Origin of the sequence: Oceanobacillus jeddahensis, from assembly GCF_000750635.1 — a bacterium.
Lineage (GTDB): Bacteria > Bacillota > Bacilli > Bacillales > Amphibacillaceae > Oceanobacillus > Oceanobacillus jeddahense.
Map to the genome: position 1 here is coordinate 135,488 of NZ_CCDM010000002.1, position 16,346 is coordinate 151,833.

The following is a 16,346-nucleotide window of genomic DNA, read 5'->3' on the forward strand; positions in this document are numbered from 1 at the left end:
TATGCACCGAAAGTAATCTTGGTGGAACATTTTACCATGGAGCATGATAAATATGTTCTGTCTGATCTACCTTTTATTTGTTCGGCTATTTTACACTCCACCTTCTATTCTTTGTCAAGGTAGTTATCAAAGGGACGACCAACTCCTGTTTCTATGGAAATGAAGTTTCTTTTTAAGGTGCGAAAGTTGAGTTCATGATAAACTGAGCCTGTTTGAACATAAAAATAATTCTTAAAAAAGAATATTCCCTGATTCGGAGGTTTTCGGTATTTAACTGAAAGACCTTCTTTTTTTAGGAGACAGAGTGATGATTTGAATTAAAAATCGTAATAAGAGTGGGGGAAACAATCATTGCAACCAATAGTTGCGTCTTAGTTGGTGGTAAATAACTTGTAAAATGCTTATGATTAAAGTAATAAAGCATAGAAAGGAGGAGGAGTGGGTAGCATTGGGAATAAATATAAGAAATAAAAGAAAATCTTTGAAGCTTTCACAGGAATATATAGCTGAACAGCTGCAAGTCAGTCGACAGGCAGTATCGAAGTGGGAAATGGGTCCAATCTGAACCATCAACCAATAATCTTATCACGCTGGCCGAGTTGTTTTCCTGTGATATTACAGAGATACTTTCGCAAGAACAAACAGATGAACGAAAAGGTACAGACAATCAAATGAAGCAAGAAACTAAGACGGTTGTAGCACCTAAGAACTGGTGCTTTTCCAGCGTTCACCTTATTTTAACAATAATACTTTTTTCAAATTCTTTTACATCTTATGAAAATACTGTATTTAAAACAGTGGGATTTTTACTAATTGTTAATATTTCTTGCTTTTGCAGTGAATATTTAGTGATTAAGTATTATCAAATGAATCAGCAAAAAAATTTTAAAAAAGGATATGTGCTATTTATTGGATGTCAGACATTTATTACGGTGATATTATTTGTGGTTGCTAAGTTCTTATTTTGATGCGGGAGTTTTACGGACGGTTCTCCGTGATAAATATCACATATTACAAAAATAGATACTATAAGCTTAGTTAGTAGATAGTAATCAAACGTTTGTTTAATGCCGAATAATTACAAATTTGTAATGGAACAAGTAGCAAAGTTTATTATTTTAAATATTTTTCTAACAAGACTTCTGCTTACTTTTATAGAAAATGGGATAGTATCGCTTAAATCCGAACGAATTCAAGTTTTAATTGAACGTTTGGATTTAAGCGAATGAATTGGTAAATAGAGTTTAAAAGAAAGGTTTACTATTATTTTCTTGTGTCTTCAATACAGCGCTTCATTGTTTCCGCAATCGCTTGATGGATATCCGCTTTATTATATTTTAATACTGGCATTGTATCATCGGGATTGATATACGCATCCCGATTTTGAATTTCTGCGGCAACTGCTTGATGAATACCATGTTCTTTCCCTGCAGCAGCTGTTTGTTCATCATATTTTGCCATAGCAGGCTTCATTTGCTCGAGTGGAACTACTTGGATGACGGTGTCTTTTTGTCCTAGCTCATTGGCAATGATTTGGAAAAAATCTTTGTGTCTCATATTCGTATCAGAAATAGCATATTTTTCTCCATGTTCGCCATATTCCAATGCTCCAATTGTCGCTTCAGCAACTTGTTGAACAGTAACCATTGCTGAGCCTCCACCAAGTACTGGAACGATTTCTTTTCCTTCGATTTGTGGGAAAAACATTGCCCATAATGGAGTTCGCCCAGGCATCGTTCCGAAAATATATGGAAGACGTAGAGACATCACATCCATTTGTCCTTCCCCTTCCATGAAGGCAATTTCTTCTTGTAATAAACGTGTTCGTGGATAGGCTTGTTTTTTAAGCTCAAGCTCTGGCCAAGTTTCTGCAAAATGGGCAAAGTAAGAACCGTAAATAACAAACTTTTTAATTCCAGCCTTTCTAGCAAGATGAGCTAAACGTTGTGTTGGAAGCACATTTGCTTCATAGAAAAAATGCGTTGCAGGTATTTCCGGAACCATTCGTTCATCTGCACTGGCAGCATAGATAAACATATCTTTACCAGCTAGTATATCTAAAATTTGTTCATCCGTCATTTCATTGATATCCCCAAGATGGCATTCTACTTCCGGAGGTAGTAATTCTGGTGCCGGCATTGGCGGTAAAGCAACTGTAGATACAATGTATTCCCGCTTTAATAATTCCCGAACGGTATGATATCCGAGTAATCCTGTTCCTCCCAAAATAAAAACATTTTTCATATGTGATCTCCTCCTTGTTTGTGAATGGTTGATCAATGTTTCTAACTTTAATATAACAGGTAAATAAAGACGAAAATACTTAGGTTATGGCATTTTTGTGAAGTATTTCACAAAAATATAAAAATATTTAAGAAGTGAAGCCCTAATTGAAGGAAGTTTCACTTCTTAAAAATTATTTTTATATTTAACTCATTCTACCCATCAGTATTTTCTATATAAGTGATCGAAACTTTTAAATTAGCATTTTTTTCACGAATGTGGTCTAGCAATTCTTTATCATGTACTTCATTTTTCATACGGATAGCATAAGTGTATAAAATCATTGTTCCAAGATTAGTCGTTTCAACCTGTCGTAAGGAAGAACTTAGCGTATACGCAGCCAGTACATCATTCATCAGATTTTCATAATTTAAGTTTTCTGGTACAGTTACCTTTAAAATTTGTGTGTCTTTTCCTTTTCCATATTCAAATTTGTAAAGCAAGTAAAGTACCAAACAAGCAAATAACGTGAGTATGATTGCTAAATCAAAACGAAAAAGTCCACATGTCATACCTGCGCACAAACCGAAAAAAATATACGCAATATCTTTCACATTGGTGACTGCACTTCTGAATCGAATTAGTGAAAAAATAGCAAATAAACCAAATGCAACACCGGCATTATCACTAACCACGTTCATAACCACGGAGACGATAATGCTCAAAATAATAATAGTGTGTACGAATGATTGGGCATATCGTTCACCTGTAAATGTGATTATGTATACCTTCGTAATAGCCAAGCTCAATAAAGTTGCCATGACCAATGCAAGTAATATCATATAAATACTGGATGGTTCACTAGCTTGTAAATCGAATATTTTATCTATGAAATCCATTCTATCTTCCTCCTGCTGTTACATACTCTCTTTCCATTCCATCTGGCAGTTGATTTCTTTGCAGTAATTCTATACTGGTACAGTATTTAGATGCACTTCTCTGCTCGCATTGAAGTGCCTGTAGAATACGGGTTAACCATAATGGAACACTATCATTTACTTTGACTTCCAATACAACTAGATTGTTATCAATAAAGTGCTCTCCATCAGAACCATGTTCTAAAAGGAGATCATCATTACGACAGCGTAAATTAAAATCAAATGTGATACGCAATTCAGGATCATCTATTCCGTGAAGTGCATGACGTTCATAGCTAACAACCATTTCCGGTTTTAATGTGTATAATGTTCGAAAATGATCAATTTCACGAAGCACCTGCAAATTCGAAGTATGAAAGTCCTTTAAATGTTTTTCGTTTCCTTTTTCCAGATAATGATATGCTTCTTCTAAGGGAAGTAACATTCTCCGTTTATTGACTACATTGTTATGTTTTTGTTTAACCTCAAAAAAAGATGTTCCATCAATACCTGTTTCATTATAGGTTCGCAGGCGGAGTTTTTGCCGGAATGCCAATTTATTCTTTGTTTCAAAATAAATTTTGTGATCATCGCTATCAAAATATAAGCTACTGACAATATATCTTCCGTCCACACCAAATTTATCTGACCGCATATATGGCATGATTTGTTCCAACAAGAGCGAGTATTGATCCAATGTAATCAGATATTTCTGCTCTTTTCTTTTGAAAACTTCTATTGCCAATTTTTTCACCTCCCTTTTGTATAACATCATAAGTGATGTGAATAAGATGATGGTTAAAACTTGGTTAGAATTCTATGAGAAAATAACATATCAATAATTTGTTGCTGAAAAAATTTAATATATAGAAACAGTTTTGCAAAAATTGGTATTTGGAGTTTTTGATTCAAATATCAACCTTAGTATGATTATTTAAAGGGGGCTGTTTGGAGAGAATTAATCAAAAAAAGTATGTGTTGGCCAGGCAAATATTACGTACATTGTTTATCGCAGTGTAATTGGCTAGAGCTGGGTCTGCGGTTACTCGCTCCATCGTAAAGAGTTGTGCGTCGCAAAATCCCCCCCTGAAGGAAGTTTCACTTTATGAAAAATAGGAAGTTCGTTAAAATGAAATAAAAGGGCAAAACGTTTCTTAAAACAAAAAAGTAAATAGGGCTATCCACCATTCAATTCGTATTTCAACGTTAAGATATTAGAAATAAACAACGCATGATTGAATTATTTCCTGTTCAACCATGCGCCATTAGAAAATATTTATTTTTTTCGAGACTTTATAAATCCGTCCACAGCATCCCAAACTAAACCGATAATGAACAGAATAAAAATCCAAAATGTTGACTGATTCCATATCGTAGTCACTGTATCAAATGTCTCTGAACCAGCCTCAACGATACCGGCTTCTACTAATTCATTTATAAAATCAGGATTCCAAAAATCAGGCCAGCTAATCATAAATAGTATTGCTGCCATCGAAATAACGTTCACAATAGTGGTATAAATGGCTAATTTATACGTCCATTTTCCAGAAACAAGTTTGAGGCATTCTTTAATGATTCCAGCTCCAAATATGAGAAGAATAAACAATAAATAAGTGCCATAAGTTTGTTCATTTAAAAACGGAACAACTTCGGTAAAGCCGTCTTGAAATACCCAAATCCCAAAGTAGTCGTTCGAAAAAGCGAGAAATGCAATAATAATGGTGTAGAAAATAATGCCGATAATTGACTCACTACGTTTGATTTGTCTTTTTTCATCTGGTATGGGCGGTAAATCAGAAGGCTTCCATTCATGCCCCGATATATCTTTTTGCTTCGTGCCTCCGCACAGCTCACCGATAGCAAACCAAAATGTCGTCCAGCCAAAAGCCGTGGGGAGTACAGTAACGAAGGAAACAATCATATCCACAAAATAATCTAAAATAGACGTTGGGTCTAAAATTGTTTGGATGACAAATCCAACACCTATTAAAGAACTTATAACGATGAGAACAATCTTCACGACTAAAATATAGGAATCAAAAAGCTCCGGACCAATGATATATTTCTTTGTTCCCCGATACTTATCAGCAAGCTCTCTTGGGCTGCCTAGTTCCAAAAGTACTTCCTCTACTTCGCTATCTTTTACGTTATCATTTCCTGCCCGATCTTCCAACATATCTTCAATTAATCCACGCAGCTCATCAGCGATATCCTTACGCTGGGATTGGGGGAGCTTTTGGGTAACCGCATAAATATACCGATTAATCATTTCCATTTTCTTCACCTCTCTTATTTTCGATGATCTGATCCATGCTGGCTGCAATATTTTTCCATTCAATAACCAGCAAATCAAAGACTTCTTTTCCAGTCTTACTCAGTACATAATATTTCCTCGGCCTTGATTCATTCGTATCCCATGTACTATCTAAGAGTCCCTGTTTTTCCAATCTTCTCAGCAGTGGATATAATGTGCCAGGTTCAACATGTATCCCTTTTTCATAAAGCCTTGTCACGAGGGAGTATCCATACTGCGGTTCTGAGAGCTGGCTTAATGCACCAATTGTAATGGTTCCTCTTCTCAATTCTTGCATGATTTTATCTAAATGTTCGTTTGCATCTGTCATGTGATCAACTCCTATATTCATTATAGTGTATGTCACACACTATTGTAAAGTACACATTAAAGTTTGCTGCAAAATATTTTATCATGGAGAACTGTCCGTAAAATTCCTGCCTCAAAATAAAGTGTGAAAATAAATTTATTTAGGCGGGAGATCAGGTGAGCTAACTCCCTGAATCACTCAGGCTAACTCAGTGGGAGAAGAACAGCAGACTAAGTTCGCAACGTCCTGGGACTGCGGCTGGGACTGTGATTACTCGCCCATCGTAAAGAGTTGTGCGTCGAAAACTCCCGATGAGTGAAGTTTCGTTTTATGTAAAAAGCTTATTTTTAATAAAAGGAAGTTATAAGAAAGTTTGGTATAATTATTTAAACGAATTTCTATTATAACCATTCACAAAACAGGCTGATGTATTGAAATAAAAGGTTAACTAAAAAAGAAACAGAAAATAAGGAGGAATCTCTTTGGAATTTAAAACGGACAGGTTACTGATTAGACCATTTAATGAAAATGACTTACAGGATGTATTTCATCTTTATAATAATGACGCTACCTGTAAATATCTTTTGCATGATAAGTGGACTGATGAAAATAAACAAGAAGAGTTTCATAAAAAATTGAAGAATAATGTACTCACAAAAGAGACTCCTTTAAATTTGGCAGTAGTAAGCGGCGCGGAAGTAATTGGTGATTTGGCTGTATGGTATACAGAGATGAAAGATACGGTTGAAATTGGCTATACATTTTCACAAGAAGCTTCGGGGAAAGGCTACGCAACGGAGGCTGTAAGTAGCTTAGTGAAGAGGCTGTTTGCTGAATATGATGTGCATCGTATCCAAGCGAATTTGGATGCGAGGAATGAAGCGTCACAAAAATTATGTGAGCGTATAGGGATGAGAAAAGAAGCGCATTTTATTCAGGATTTTTGGAGTAAAGGGGAATGGACAGATAGTATTGTGTATGGAATGCTGCTTTCGGATTTAGATTAAAGTGGAAGTTCAAAAAGTCCAATAAAAATGACACGGCGAATTTCTGCGTTGGCTTGCTTTTCCGGTGGGACTGGGACTGCGATTACTCATCCCATCGAAGAGCTTTTGCGATTACTCGCCCCATCAAAAGCGCTACTCACGTATCTAATAACATACGTTGTGTTCCTCAAAGCTTCGCCGCCTTGAACTTCTTGGTCCTATTTATCGGACTTTTGAACACGCATTTAAAAGAATGTTTGCAATTTGAGCATATCTAACCGCCATCCGATTGGTCTTATTTATTTATTTTCTAAATGATTTATGATGCTTCCATGCAAAGAGTCTCAGCAATATGATAGAATTAAAATGTAAGGGCATACAATCATAGGAATGTAACGCTGTTTTTTGTTGATTAATACGAGCTCAAATTGAGAAAGGAAGGATAGGCATGAAAGATTTAATTGCAAAGCAAAATTTTACGGATGAGGAATTAAAGACATTAAAAAATAACTCCTCATGGAGCTGTGATACTTTTGTTATTATGGCAGATGTTTCTGAAGAAGAGGCTACCATTCTTTCAAAAAATAGTGATAGAGTTGAGTATGATGCACAACCGTTAATGTATTATCCGAAAAAGACATATGGCCCTCATGAAAAATTAAAATTAGGAAATGTCACGATTGACCAAGTAGAAGAAACTTATGAACATTTAGGCTCTTCTCCTTATTGGTGCTGGGGCTATGAAGAAGGTATAAATGTTCATGGTGTGGCGATTGGGAATGAAGCTATTTTTACTAAAGATGTCGCAGAGAAAATGCAAGCGGTTAAAGACGGAGAACATGTAGAGTATGGAATTATCGGTATGGAATTTATCCGATTAGGACTGGAAAGAGCGAAAACCGCTCGTGAAGCAGTAAATGTAATTACCGGTTTGCTTGCAGAATATGGCCAGTTTTCTTCGGGAAACCCTGCCGTTCAGCCGGAAGATGGAGCTTACGATAACTCGTTTATTATTGCTGATAAAGATGAATCCTATGTTTTAGAAACGGTTGGTAAACACTTTATGGCCAAAAGAGTCTCAAAGGGAACCACAGCCATTTCTAATGAGCCAAGTATTCGGACGGAGTGGGATTTAGCATCTGATGGAATTATTGATTATGCGATTGAAAAGGGCTGGTGGGAAGAAGAACGGCGGTCAGAATTCGATTTTGCAAAAGCTTTTTTGGATTTTGAAAAACCATTACAACTCTCTCATATCCGAGTGCAACGAATGAAGCAGCTGTTAAAAGAAGGTTTAGATAATCATCAAGGTCAGATCGGTTTACCTTGGTCCAGACGGATTATGCGCGATCATTATGAAGATACTTTCTTAGAAGGTCCATATATGAATGCTGCTCTCCCGGACTTTTTAACTGTCTGTATGCACCATTCACCTGCAGAATTTACTTGGGGGAATACAGCGTCATCGTCTCAGTTTATTTTGCCTAAAGAAAAGGATCGTTTTCCTGTAATGTGGTGGCTGGCAGGAGTGCCATGTACCGGTGTGTATATCCCTTTTTATCCTGAAGCAGGCCCAATAAATCCGATACTATCTAAGGCTGGTACGTATGGTAAACATGCAATGGCACCTCAGGATGCTGCAGTCGACTCTTATAAAGAGGACTCTTTCTGGTGGATCATGCGTGATTTGCTCGAGACCGCTAAAGGGGACGCCTATGGTGAAAAGTTCAATGTACGTCAACCAATTATACGAAAGGTATATAATGATTTAGAGAGGAAGTGGCTTCTGGAAGCTAAAAATGTAGAAGAAAAAGCAATGGACTTAAAATTAAAAAATGATGAAGGTTACAAGCAGATTTTAAGTGAATTTAGTGATAAGTGTGTTATGGAAGCACTTGAAACAACTAAAAATCTAAAGGATATGATTCAAAAAGTATAGGTTGCTTTTGCAGGCCAGCTTAAGTGAGTAAACGAGGAGAGCTAAAAGGAGAGATGTTTTGGTGGATAATCCTATCTTAAAACAAATTGGAACTGTATTTATCCCAGTAAGTAACATAGAAAGGGCAAGAAATTGGTATTGCGATATTTTAGGGTTAAAAGCAGATGGAGAAATTCTGTTTGATCATCTTTACGTAATTCCTATGGAGGGCACAGGAATTGTATTAGATAGTAAGATTTATGCAAAAGATAATATTTTTAAAGCACCAGCATTTCACCTGAATACCAAAAACATTGAAGAAGCCTTTCAATACATGAAAAATAAAGGCGTTCATTTGGTTACAGAGGTTGAGCATCATCATTATTTTAATTTTAAAGATCCGGATGGGAATATGTTAATGATTAGTGAATGCTAATCTAAAAGTAATAGAAACTGAATCAGAATTAGAATGGTAAATAATGGGGCAGGCTTGGTCCGATATTTACCATTCTGGAATTTACGTCAAAATCTAACCTGACCTCAAAGGTAAAAAAGCATAATCTCCATCTTTTAGAATTTCCCCTTTACGAATGGAAATAGGATATTTAAAGATCGGACCGTCCAGTACAGTAGTATGGAATTCCCCGCCTTCTCCACAAGGATCAATTCCACGGTTTACAAGCTCCTGTATGTATTCATGGTCTAACGTTCGTCCTAAATCTTCTTCCCGCATGCCAAGAGATAGATTAACCGTTACAACTGTTGCTGCAAACCCTAAATCAATGAATTCTTTGACAACTTGTCTGTGGTCCATTTCCCATAGAGGCATTCCCAGCTTTAATCCAGCTTTTTTGGTAACTTCTTCGTGCCAGCAGCCATGGGCGGGCATATCCAAGTCGCCGGTTACCAGCACTTCTGCCCCCTTGTTTTTTGCCTTTACTAACAGATCTATAAATACTGTTTCATAATCTTCCCAGCTGGCAGCAGCAGTATATACGGGCAATCCGATGGAGTCAGCTTGGGCATGTATAATCTCTGGAGGCATGTTATGGGACCTGGATCGTTTTCCCTCTTCCTCCATCATGACAATCAGTCCAATTGCTTTTCCAACCTTCATTGATTGATAAAGTGCTAAAGAACCATCTTTCCCGCCACTGAAAGAAGCAATAAATTTATGACCGTGGGCATTATTTTTCCAATTCATGGATGCTGTCATTTTTATCTTCCTCCTTTATCACGGAGAACCGCCCGTAAAACTCCCGCCACAAAATAAAGAGCGAAAATAAATTTATTTAGGCGGGAGATAACGGGCGCTAATTCCCTGAATCACTTAGGCTAATTCAGTGGGAGAATGAAGGAAGCAGACTAAGTTCGCGACGTCCTGGGACTGGGGCTGCGATTACTCGCCCCATCGAAGAGCTTTTGCGGTTACTCATCCCACCGTAAAGAGTTGTGCGTCGAAAAACTCCCACTGAATGAAGTTTCGTTTTATATGAATGACTTTTTCGATACCTTTTCTTCCTTCATTTTATCATGGCTGGGATTAATTAGATGTGATTATTTTTCGTCAATCTTGATTTTAATCTTTGTTTTGTCTCGGCGTGAACCTTTTCTTAACAAAGTTTAAGAGAGAACCGACTGCTCCAGTTATTGCCCCCACTACGATACCGGTCGTTACACCGCTAAAGAACGCAAATGTACGGACGATAATATTTGATACAGCTTGCGGCAGGTTACTGAAGTTACCTCCCAATTGAATAGACGTATCCATAGCTACATTCCATAAAATTTGGTGCACGATTGCTAAAAATATACCATAGAAAAAGCCAGTGAGCAGTAGAGACAAAAAGGGTTTGTTTACATTTTTTAAAACAATATAAGCAAGCCATATGATAATTGGTATAAAAACGAGCAGGCTATTTACTGTGCTTCCTTCCTCAATAATGGATAAATCATGTAAAATGACACGGGGCACACCTAGCAGAGAGAGTACTATTAACGTAAGCACCGGTACACCTAAATAATTATTTATTTTTTGAATGAACATCAAGAGAACTCCTTTCTTTATTGAAATAACTATCTTTTTCTCTTGCAATTCATATCATAAGAGTAATATCTTAAAGAAATCTAAATCGTTTATTAAATATTTATTAAATGATGGGTGCAACGAATTACTTGATGAATAGGCATTATATTATCGAGTGTATTTTCTTTGTTTGGAATATACAGATATTTTAGACAAAATGATGTAATCATTGTTGATTCGGGTTAAAATAATGGTAAAGGAATTCCATTATTTAATATGGGAGGGGTAGCTATGGTTATCGGCGGTTTTATGTGTTTGGGAATAGGCATTGGCTTATTTACTGGGAATGTTGCAGCAGGGACAATGATAGGGATAGGATTAGGTTTGGTTGGAGAAGCGTTGTTTCAGAAGTTTGGGAAACATACAGATGAGGAGTCGTAACAGTAATAGGGCACGATAAAAGATTATATAAAAAAACAATTCCATTTCTGAAAAGAGGGCACTTTATATGAAAATAAATACAAATGAAGTTCGGTATTGAGAAATGCTCGTTGGGTAATTTTTATAAGAAAATATTTATTTTAGCATTTATATATACACTGTTAGCTAAGAACTCAGAAAGGGATAATGTAAAGAAGCAAAGGAATATATATTCATACCTTTGCTTCTTTACATTAATTCGTACTTCGGCTATTCCGCGGGCTTGGATGGGATTGACTACGTTTGTTTTTCCAAACACGGTCATTGTTCTTTGTTTCTGGAAACTTTTCTCCAGCTTTCATCGAAATTTGCTGTGGATCTTCTACATTGCTGCCTGTTTCACCAACTTCAATATAGACCCCGTTATTTGGAACTTTCTCTCCACCCTTAAATTGGCTGATTTCACCCATTATAAAAACCTCCTTGTTATACCTCAAACTTATTATGAGGAATGATTAATAAATCTATGAATGGAAAAAATTAATAATGGATGAACTTTTTTCTTCTGCCACGATGAAATGACCTTGGTGGGGCGAGTAACTGGAGTACCAATCGTTATGATGAAAAATAGCTTCTCTCAACCCTATATTTCACCACAGGTTCCAAGGAAATTGATTAGGAGGTCGTGATTCTACTTTTATTTCTTCTTTTTTAGTAGGATGTTCAATTGCAAGGGTTTCTGACCATAAAGCAATTTGCTCACCAGTCTTATTCCATTTTTCCCCGTATTTTTGATCTCCATAAAGCGGCAAATTGCGGGAGGAGAATTGTACACGAATTTGATGTGGTCTGCCGGTGTGTAGTTTGATGGAAAGCAAACTCAAATTTTTTTTACTCCCGAGTACTTCGTATTCTAACTTTGCCTTTTTCGCATTTTTATTATTTGCATGTGTGGTGTAAACTTTATTTTCCTGTTCATCTTTGACTAAATAGTCTTTTAGCAAGGCTTGCTTTTTATCAGGTATCCCCCGTACGACAGCTAAATATTTCTTTTCTACAGCCTGTCTGCGAATTGCATCTGACAGTCGGGACGCTGCTTTAGACGTTTTTGAAAATACCATTACACCTCCTACTGGGCGATCAAGACGATGGACTAGCGCCAAGTAAACATTGCCTGGTTTTTGATAACGAACTTTTATATCTTTCTTTAAGAAATTTAGTAAATCTTGGTCTTTAGACTGATCTTCCTGTACAGGAACGTTGACAGGCTTTTCTACAAAAAGTAAATGATTGTCCTCATAAAGAATTGGAACATTCACAGGTAAAAACTCCTTTATTTCATTCTGAAGCAATGATAACATAGTAGTTTTTTTTATCAAGAGATTGGACCATGGTATGATTAGCAGAAGAGAGCGTGTGGTAATGGAACAAAAAGAAGAGAAGAGGAGTGAACTTATGAAGTTTAATAAGCTAATACCTGAATTATCGGTTAAAGATATACAACAATCAAAACATTTTTATATAAAGATTCTCGGATTTCAACTTGACTATGAACGAGTAGAAGACAAGTTTGCCTTTATTTCATTAGAAGAAGCTCAGATCATGATTGAAGAAAGTAATGGTGTTTGGCAGACTGGTGCACTGGAATATCCGTATGGGAGAGGAATTAATTTTCAAATCGAAGTAGAAGATGTAGAACCTATACTACAGAATATAAAGAAACATAATGTACCTCTATTTAGCAATGTTATGGTAAATAACTATAGCGACTTTATTCAAAAAGAATTCATTGTTCAAGACCCTGATGGTTACTTGCTGAGGTTTTGCCAGGATAAATAGAAGTTAATTCATTCAAAAATAAAAATGGATTTATGTTATAATAATGAACGCGTTTTCATAATGCGTAAAAATAAAAATAATTCATGAAAGAAGTGGGGGAATAATCGTGGGAGATGAGAAGCTGATGGAACGGGCGGTAGAAATTGCTCAAAAAAGTGCAGTCACTGGTGGCGGTCCATTTGGAGCAATTGTTGTCAAAGAAGGAGAAATTATTGGTAACGGGAATAATCAAGTTACAGCAACGAACGATCCCACAGCACATGCAGAGGTACAAGCGATTCGGGAGGCGTGCAAAAGATTGGATAGTTTTCAATTAGCAGGTTGTGAAATCTACACCAGCTGTGAACCTTGCCCAATGTGCATTGGAGCAATCTATTGGGCCAGGCCAAAGGCAGTTTATTATGCTGCTTCTCAAAAAGAAGCTGCAGAAGCTGGGTTTGATGATCATTTTATTTACGAACAAATTGCGCTTCCCGTGGAAGAACGTGATATACAGATGAAACAAGTTAGGACAGATAAGTACGATATGCCATTTCAAATTTGGAAAAATTCCGACGATAAAATGTCTTATTAGCATAGATACTGAATTTAGTGGAAAACGGTAATATTATGAATGAAGAGACGATCCCAGTAAGATGTTTTGAAAAGAGTTAGAGGGATCGTCTCTTGTTGATAAATGATGGAACTTATTGTGGCTGTATTTTCATTACAGATTCAACGTGGATCAATCGTATAAGCAATCCAATCAGTAGTAGTAAGTACATGATAGGCAGAATAGCATCAGCAAAAGCATTTATCATCAGATTTGAAGCGATAATACCTAGCAACAGAATGAGTACGAGGAGTGAAGAAAGTACGGCAATACGACGCCAACGATAACCAGCAATCAGTCCAAGTGCCGCAATCAATTCAATAACTCCAATGAAGTACATGAAGATCGGCGGATAACCGAATGGGTCTGAATACATTTCGATGATTTGCTCTGTATTTGAAAATAGTTTCGTTAATCCTGCCATTAAAAATACAAGTATTAGTACCCCTTGTCCGATGTGACTTAACCATTTCATTTTTAAAACACTCCTCATTTAGAATAGAATGTTGCAACTTAACCTTCCAAATAATCTACAAGTTCTTTCTGACGATTGTCTTTTTTGTATAAAGCCATGTATTATTTTTCTCCTTCAAAGAGATCATTCCGTAAATCATAGCCGAAATAGACATCAATTTCTTCAATTTTGTTTCCTACGACGTTGAAATACTCCATATTTCGAAAGTTTACTCCAGAAATCAAACGACATTCATAACGTATAACAGCTTTATTTCCATCCACCAGTAAGTTTTGAATTTCATAAGTATCAATATGTTTACAGCTAGGCCAGCATCTTTGCATATAAGCTTCCTTATTAATGGAATTGTCGACAGGACTGGTAAAATGAAAATTTGTACTTAATAAACCTTCCAACATCGTCCTGTTTTTCGTTTCGTATGCCGAAAAATACTGTCGTACTAAATTTGAGATAGACTTCATTTTTTCACTCCTTCACTCATTGAAGTCGGAAAATAATACTGTTCCGTCAGATGGACATATAGATTATTTTCCATTGTTTCCCTCCCTTTTTTAGAAAGCGATTACCTTAGCAAATATATCGTAGCATGTCCGCAAGATTTACATTTCTTATCGATTGCTTTTCTAAAGAGCATGAAAGAGAAATTGAACTTATTGACTTCAAATAAAGGGCGATATAGAGAAATCTCTTAAAAAACTGTATAGAATTCGGTGAAGATACGTAACAAAATATCGCAATCTAAAAGAAATGCTTGGAGCTAAAAAAGTTTACAATATCATAAACACCAATAACTACCTAATTTAAAAGAAATGAAAGGAGAAATATTATGGTGCAAGAAAATACAAAACAAACTGTCGTTTCAAGAGAAGCATGGCTTGCTGCCCGTAAAGATTTATTAAAACAAGAAAAAGAGCTCACAAGAGCACGAGATCGACTGAATGCTGCGCGTCGTAATTTACCAATGGTTGAAATGGATAAAGAGTATATTTTTGAAGGAGTAGATGGAAAAGCGAGTTTGCTCGACTTGTTTGAGGGTCGTCGTCAGTTGATCATCCACCATGTTATGTTTGATCCGAACTGGGAAAAAGCGTGCCCGGGATGTACTTTCCATATGCATAATCTTGGTCATTTGCCGCATCTTCATGAGAAAAATACAACATTAGCCGTAGTTTCTCGAGCACCTTTATCTAAACTTACAGCATATAAAAAGGAGATGGGCTGGACTTTTCCTTGGTATTCTTCTTTTGACAGCGATTTCAATTATGATTTTCACGTTACGTTAGATGAGAACATCACCCCAATTCAAATTAACTTTCGGGATAAAACAGAGCATGAAAATACGGTTGGAAAGTGGGATATATGGGGTACGGAGTTACCAGGAGTAAGTGTGTTTCTAAGGGAAGATGATCGTATTTTTCATACCTACACAACTTATATGCGTGGGTTGGATATCTTGTTATTTCCTTTGAATTATCTTGATTTAACCCCGCTTGGCCGCCAGTGAAAATAATTATCTTATTTATTGAAACACATTCTATGGAATGAAACTGCTAAGGTTTGAATCATATAAACGTTCTCGAATATAGAAGGGTTAGTAAAAATTCTTCTATTAACACTAACTGATTGTAGGTTAAAACCTATGACTTATTTCTTGTTTAAATCTGAAGTTGTGGTATATTGGAAAATCAGGAAATTCTATATTGAAAAAGCAAATGAGCTCATATGCAGGAGAGGATATATACGATGGAAGAGAATGTATTCAATCAAATGGCAAAAAAATATGATACAAAAGATCGCAAAGAGTTGGCAAATATCATTGCGGATGAAATAAAGAAAACCTTAGATGATGGGCAGTATCATTCTATTCTGGATTATGGTGGAGGGACTGGCCTTGTTACCTTTCAGCTGACTGATCAATTTGAAAAGGGATGGCTAATTGACTCCTCTCAGGAAATGATTCAAGTTGCTCAAAGTAAAATAGAGCAAAAACAATTAGAACACTTCGAAGCAATGGCGTTCAATTTAGTAGAGGACAACAGGTTGGATCTTAAAGCTGATGTTATCGTATTATCGTTAGTGTTGCTGCATGTTCCCAATATTGATTTGCTCCTGCAAAGATTAAACGAGCGGCTGAATGCAAGTGGTCTGTTTATCATTGTAGATTTTGATAAAAATGAAAAAGTACAACATCCGAAAGTGCATAACGGTTTTACGGAAGAGGAAATACATCGTGCATTAAGTCATGCTGGTTTTCAGGGTGTGAAAATGCATACGTTTCATCAAGGAAGTAGTATCTTTATGAAGCAGGACGCTTCTTTATTTATAGCTACAAGTACAAAATAATTAA

The 16,346-nt window shown here is 36.3% G+C and carries 20 protein-coding genes; 9 read left to right on the forward strand and 11 right to left on the reverse strand.

The features are described from left to right. Positions 1 to 448 precede the first annotated feature (448 nt). On the forward strand, positions 449 to 565 hold the full coding sequence (locus BN986_RS27340; protein WP_074435671.1) for a helix-turn-helix transcriptional regulator: 117 nt from the start codon (positions 449 to 451) through the stop codon (positions 563 to 565). Positions 566 to 1,263: 698 nt separating this feature from the next. Here the strand turns inward: BN986_RS27340 and BN986_RS08390 are convergent. From BN986_RS08390 to BN986_RS08410, 5 genes are all read right to left on the reverse strand, one after another. Continuing rightward, positions 1,264 to 2,244 carry an NAD-dependent epimerase/dehydratase family protein gene (locus tag BN986_RS08390; protein WP_040979380.1) on the reverse strand — a complete coding sequence of 327 codons (981 nt, stop codon included), beginning with the start codon at positions 2,242 to 2,244 and terminating at the stop codon, positions 1,264 to 1,266. Between the two features lie 194 nt (positions 2,245 to 2,438). After that, entirely contained in the window at positions 2,439 to 3,122 is a 684-nt protein-coding gene (locus tag BN986_RS08395; protein ID WP_052400708.1) for a DUF4956 domain-containing protein, read from the reverse strand. A 1-nt stretch (position 3,123) separates the two neighbouring features. After that, positions 3,124 to 3,885: a polyphosphate polymerase domain-containing protein gene (locus BN986_RS08400; RefSeq protein ID WP_040979381.1), complete on the reverse strand. Its 762-nt coding sequence runs from the start codon at positions 3,883 to 3,885 to the stop codon at positions 3,124 to 3,126. Between the two features lie 531 nt (positions 3,886 to 4,416). Continuing rightward, complete coding sequence (locus tag BN986_RS08405; protein WP_040979382.1) at positions 4,417 to 5,415, reverse strand: HAAS signaling domain-containing protein; 999 nt, start codon at positions 5,413 to 5,415, stop codon at positions 4,417 to 4,419. Further along, the gene (locus BN986_RS08410; RefSeq protein ID WP_040979383.1) at positions 5,402 to 5,764 is read right to left on the reverse strand and encodes a PadR family transcriptional regulator; all 363 of its coding nucleotides are present in this window, start codon (positions 5,762 to 5,764) and stop codon (positions 5,402 to 5,404) included. The genes BN986_RS08405 and BN986_RS08410 overlap by 14 nt, the downstream gene beginning before the upstream one ends. A 461-nt stretch (positions 5,765 to 6,225) precedes the next feature. Between BN986_RS08410 and BN986_RS08415 the strand changes: the two genes are divergently transcribed. The 3 genes from BN986_RS08415 (at position 6,226) to BN986_RS08425 (ending at position 9,083) form a co-directional block, all read left to right on the forward strand. Further along, positions 6,226 to 6,750: a GNAT family N-acetyltransferase gene (locus BN986_RS08415; protein ID WP_040979384.1), complete on the forward strand. Its 525-nt coding sequence runs from the start codon at positions 6,226 to 6,228 to the stop codon at positions 6,748 to 6,750. Positions 6,751 to 7,177: 427 nt separating this feature from the next. Continuing rightward, positions 7,178 to 8,668, forward strand: coding sequence for a C69 family dipeptidase (locus tag BN986_RS08420; RefSeq protein ID WP_081922165.1), 1,491 nt, complete (start codon positions 7,178 to 7,180; stop codon positions 8,666 to 8,668). 61 nt (positions 8,669 to 8,729) lie between these two features. Then, positions 8,730 to 9,083, forward strand: a complete 354-nt coding sequence (locus BN986_RS08425; RefSeq protein ID WP_040979385.1) for a VOC family protein — start codon at positions 8,730 to 8,732, stop codon at positions 9,081 to 9,083. A gap of 93 nt (positions 9,084 to 9,176) precedes the next feature. On the opposite strand, the gene BN986_RS08430 is transcribed toward BN986_RS08425, so the two are convergent. Together BN986_RS08430 and BN986_RS08435 are read right to left on the reverse strand one after the other, a co-directional pair. Next, positions 9,177 to 9,863: a Dph6-related ATP pyrophosphatase gene (locus BN986_RS08430; protein ID WP_040979386.1), complete on the reverse strand. Its 687-nt coding sequence runs from the start codon at positions 9,861 to 9,863 to the stop codon at positions 9,177 to 9,179. 363 nt (positions 9,864 to 10,226) lie between these two features. Continuing rightward, a complete protein-coding gene (locus tag BN986_RS08435; RefSeq protein ID WP_040979387.1) occupies positions 10,227 to 10,694 on the reverse strand; it encodes a hypothetical protein in 468 nt (155 codons plus the stop codon). A 270-nt stretch (positions 10,695 to 10,964) separates the two neighbouring features. Between BN986_RS08435 and BN986_RS26950 the strand changes: the two genes are divergently transcribed. Then, positions 10,965 to 11,114: a hypothetical protein gene (locus BN986_RS26950; RefSeq protein ID WP_157037068.1), complete on the forward strand. Its 150-nt coding sequence runs from the start codon at positions 10,965 to 10,967 to the stop codon at positions 11,112 to 11,114. A gap of 233 nt (positions 11,115 to 11,347) precedes the next feature. Here BN986_RS26950 and BN986_RS08440 read toward each other — a convergent pair whose 3' ends face one another. Both BN986_RS08440 and BN986_RS08445 read right to left on the reverse strand, forming a co-directional pair. Beyond that, positions 11,348 to 11,563, reverse strand: coding sequence for a YjzC family protein (locus BN986_RS08440; RefSeq protein WP_040979388.1), 216 nt, complete (start codon positions 11,561 to 11,563; stop codon positions 11,348 to 11,350). Between the two features lie 180 nt (positions 11,564 to 11,743). Then, positions 11,744 to 12,412 carry an RluA family pseudouridine synthase gene (locus BN986_RS08445; protein WP_040979389.1) on the reverse strand — a complete coding sequence of 223 codons (669 nt, stop codon included), beginning with the start codon at positions 12,410 to 12,412 and terminating at the stop codon, positions 11,744 to 11,746. Positions 12,413 to 12,515: 103 nt separating this feature from the next. On the opposite strand from BN986_RS08445, the gene BN986_RS08450 reads away from it, so the two are divergent. Together BN986_RS08450 and BN986_RS08455 are read left to right on the forward strand one after the other, a co-directional pair. After that, entirely contained in the window at positions 12,516 to 12,932 is a 417-nt protein-coding gene (locus BN986_RS08450) for a bleomycin resistance protein (RefSeq protein ID WP_455565971.1), read from the forward strand. A gap of 106 nt (positions 12,933 to 13,038) precedes the next feature. After that, positions 13,039 to 13,506, forward strand: coding sequence for a nucleoside deaminase (locus BN986_RS08455; protein WP_392392259.1), 468 nt, complete (start codon positions 13,039 to 13,041; stop codon positions 13,504 to 13,506). A gap of 112 nt (positions 13,507 to 13,618) precedes the next feature. Here the strand turns inward: BN986_RS08455 and BN986_RS08460 are convergent, their stop codons facing one another. Both BN986_RS08460 and BN986_RS08465 read right to left on the reverse strand, forming a co-directional pair. Further along, the gene (locus BN986_RS08460; protein WP_040979390.1) at positions 13,619 to 13,999 is read right to left on the reverse strand and encodes a DoxX family protein; all 381 of its coding nucleotides are present in this window, start codon (positions 13,997 to 13,999) and stop codon (positions 13,619 to 13,621) included. 101 nt (positions 14,000 to 14,100) lie between these two features. Continuing rightward, positions 14,101 to 14,460 carry a nuclear transport factor 2 family protein gene (locus BN986_RS08465; protein ID WP_040979391.1) on the reverse strand — a complete coding sequence of 120 codons (360 nt, stop codon included), beginning with the start codon at positions 14,458 to 14,460 and terminating at the stop codon, positions 14,101 to 14,103. Positions 14,461 to 14,825: 365 nt separating this feature from the next. On the opposite strand from BN986_RS08465, the gene BN986_RS08470 reads away from it, so the two are divergent. Both BN986_RS08470 and BN986_RS08475 read left to right on the forward strand, forming a co-directional pair. Beyond that, entirely contained in the window at positions 14,826 to 15,503 is a 678-nt protein-coding gene (locus BN986_RS08470; protein WP_040979392.1) for a DUF899 domain-containing protein, read from the forward strand. Positions 15,504 to 15,742: 239 nt separating this feature from the next. After that, complete coding sequence (locus BN986_RS08475; protein WP_040979393.1) at positions 15,743 to 16,342, forward strand: class I SAM-dependent DNA methyltransferase; 600 nt, start codon at positions 15,743 to 15,745, stop codon at positions 16,340 to 16,342. The last annotated feature ends 4 nt before the right edge of the window (positions 16,343 to 16,346 follow it).

What these genes read in the sequence shown, in the direction of transcription:
- BN986_RS08390 (WP_040979380.1), bottom strand. Translation starts at nt 2,244, where the DNA reads ATGAAAAATGTTTTTATTTTGGGAGGAACAGGATTACTCGGATATCAT.
- BN986_RS08395 (WP_052400708.1), bottom strand. Translation starts at nt 3,122, where the DNA reads ATGGATTTCATAGATAAAATATTCGATTTACAAGCTAGTGAACCATCC.
- BN986_RS08405 (WP_040979382.1), bottom strand. Translation starts at nt 5,415, where the DNA reads ATGGAAATGATTAATCGGTATATTTATGCGGTTACCCAAAAGCTCCCC.
- BN986_RS08410 (WP_040979383.1), bottom strand. Translation starts at nt 5,764, where the DNA reads ATGACAGATGCAAACGAACATTTAGATAAAATCATGCAAGAATTGAGA.
- BN986_RS08420 (WP_081922165.1), top strand. Translation starts at nt 7,178, where the DNA reads ATGAAAGATTTAATTGCAAAGCAAAATTTTACGGATGAGGAATTAAAG.
- BN986_RS08430 (WP_040979386.1), bottom strand. Translation starts at nt 9,863, where the DNA reads ATGACAGCATCCATGAATTGGAAAAATAATGCCCACGGTCATAAATTT.
- BN986_RS08435 (WP_040979387.1), bottom strand. Translation starts at nt 10,694, where the DNA reads ATGTTCATTCAAAAAATAAATAATTATTTAGGTGTACCGGTGCTTACG.
- BN986_RS26950 (WP_157037068.1), top strand. Translation starts at nt 10,965, where the DNA reads ATGGTTATCGGCGGTTTTATGTGTTTGGGAATAGGCATTGGCTTATTT.
- BN986_RS08440 (WP_040979388.1), bottom strand. Translation starts at nt 11,563, where the DNA reads ATGGGTGAAATCAGCCAATTTAAGGGTGGAGAGAAAGTTCCAAATAAC.
- BN986_RS08450 (WP_455565971.1), top strand. Translation starts at nt 12,516, where the DNA reads ATGGAACAAAAAGAAGAGAAGAGGAGTGAACTTATGAAGTTTAATAAG.
- BN986_RS08460 (WP_040979390.1), bottom strand. Translation starts at nt 13,999, where the DNA reads ATGAAATGGTTAAGTCACATCGGACAAGGGGTACTAATACTTGTATTT.
- BN986_RS08465 (WP_040979391.1), bottom strand. Translation starts at nt 14,460, where the DNA reads ATGAAGTCTATCTCAAATTTAGTACGACAGTATTTTTCGGCATACGAA.
- BN986_RS08470 (WP_040979392.1), top strand. Translation starts at nt 14,826, where the DNA reads ATGGTGCAAGAAAATACAAAACAAACTGTCGTTTCAAGAGAAGCATGG.
- BN986_RS08475 (WP_040979393.1), top strand. Translation starts at nt 15,743, where the DNA reads ATGGAAGAGAATGTATTCAATCAAATGGCAAAAAAATATGATACAAAA.